This window comes from Streptosporangium sp. DT93 (genome assembly GCF_049844535.1).
In the GTDB taxonomy this organism is placed as follows: Bacteria; Actinomycetota; Actinomycetes; order Streptosporangiales; family Streptosporangiaceae; genus Streptosporangium.
On record NZ_JBNCLF010000123.1, the window covers coordinates 1 to 220 of the forward strand.

1 protein-coding gene is annotated in these 220 nt (G+C 67.7%); it reads left to right on the forward strand.

The genetic code is table 11. The features are described 5' to 3' along the window. Positions 1–40 precede the first annotated feature (40 nt). Positions 41–220, forward strand: a 180-nt coding sequence (locus ACLQ2R_RS39745) for a hypothetical protein (protein ID WP_425966576.1), incomplete at its 3' end; no start/stop codon positions are given.

The following is a 220-nucleotide window of genomic DNA, read 5'->3' on the forward strand; positions in this document are numbered from 1 at the left end:
GGGTGCGGGTGCGGGTGCGGGCGTGACCTCGGGTGTGGGTGTGGGTGAGGTGTTGCGGGAGGTGGTGTTCGGTGGTGGGGATGTGCAGGAGGGTGTGCAGCAGGAGGGTGTGCAGCAGGAGGGTGTGCTGGGGGAGGGGAGGTTGGGGGAGACGGGGTGGGCTCAGCCGGGGTTGTTTGCTTTTGAGGTGGCGTTGTTTCGGTTGTTGGAGGGGTGGGGG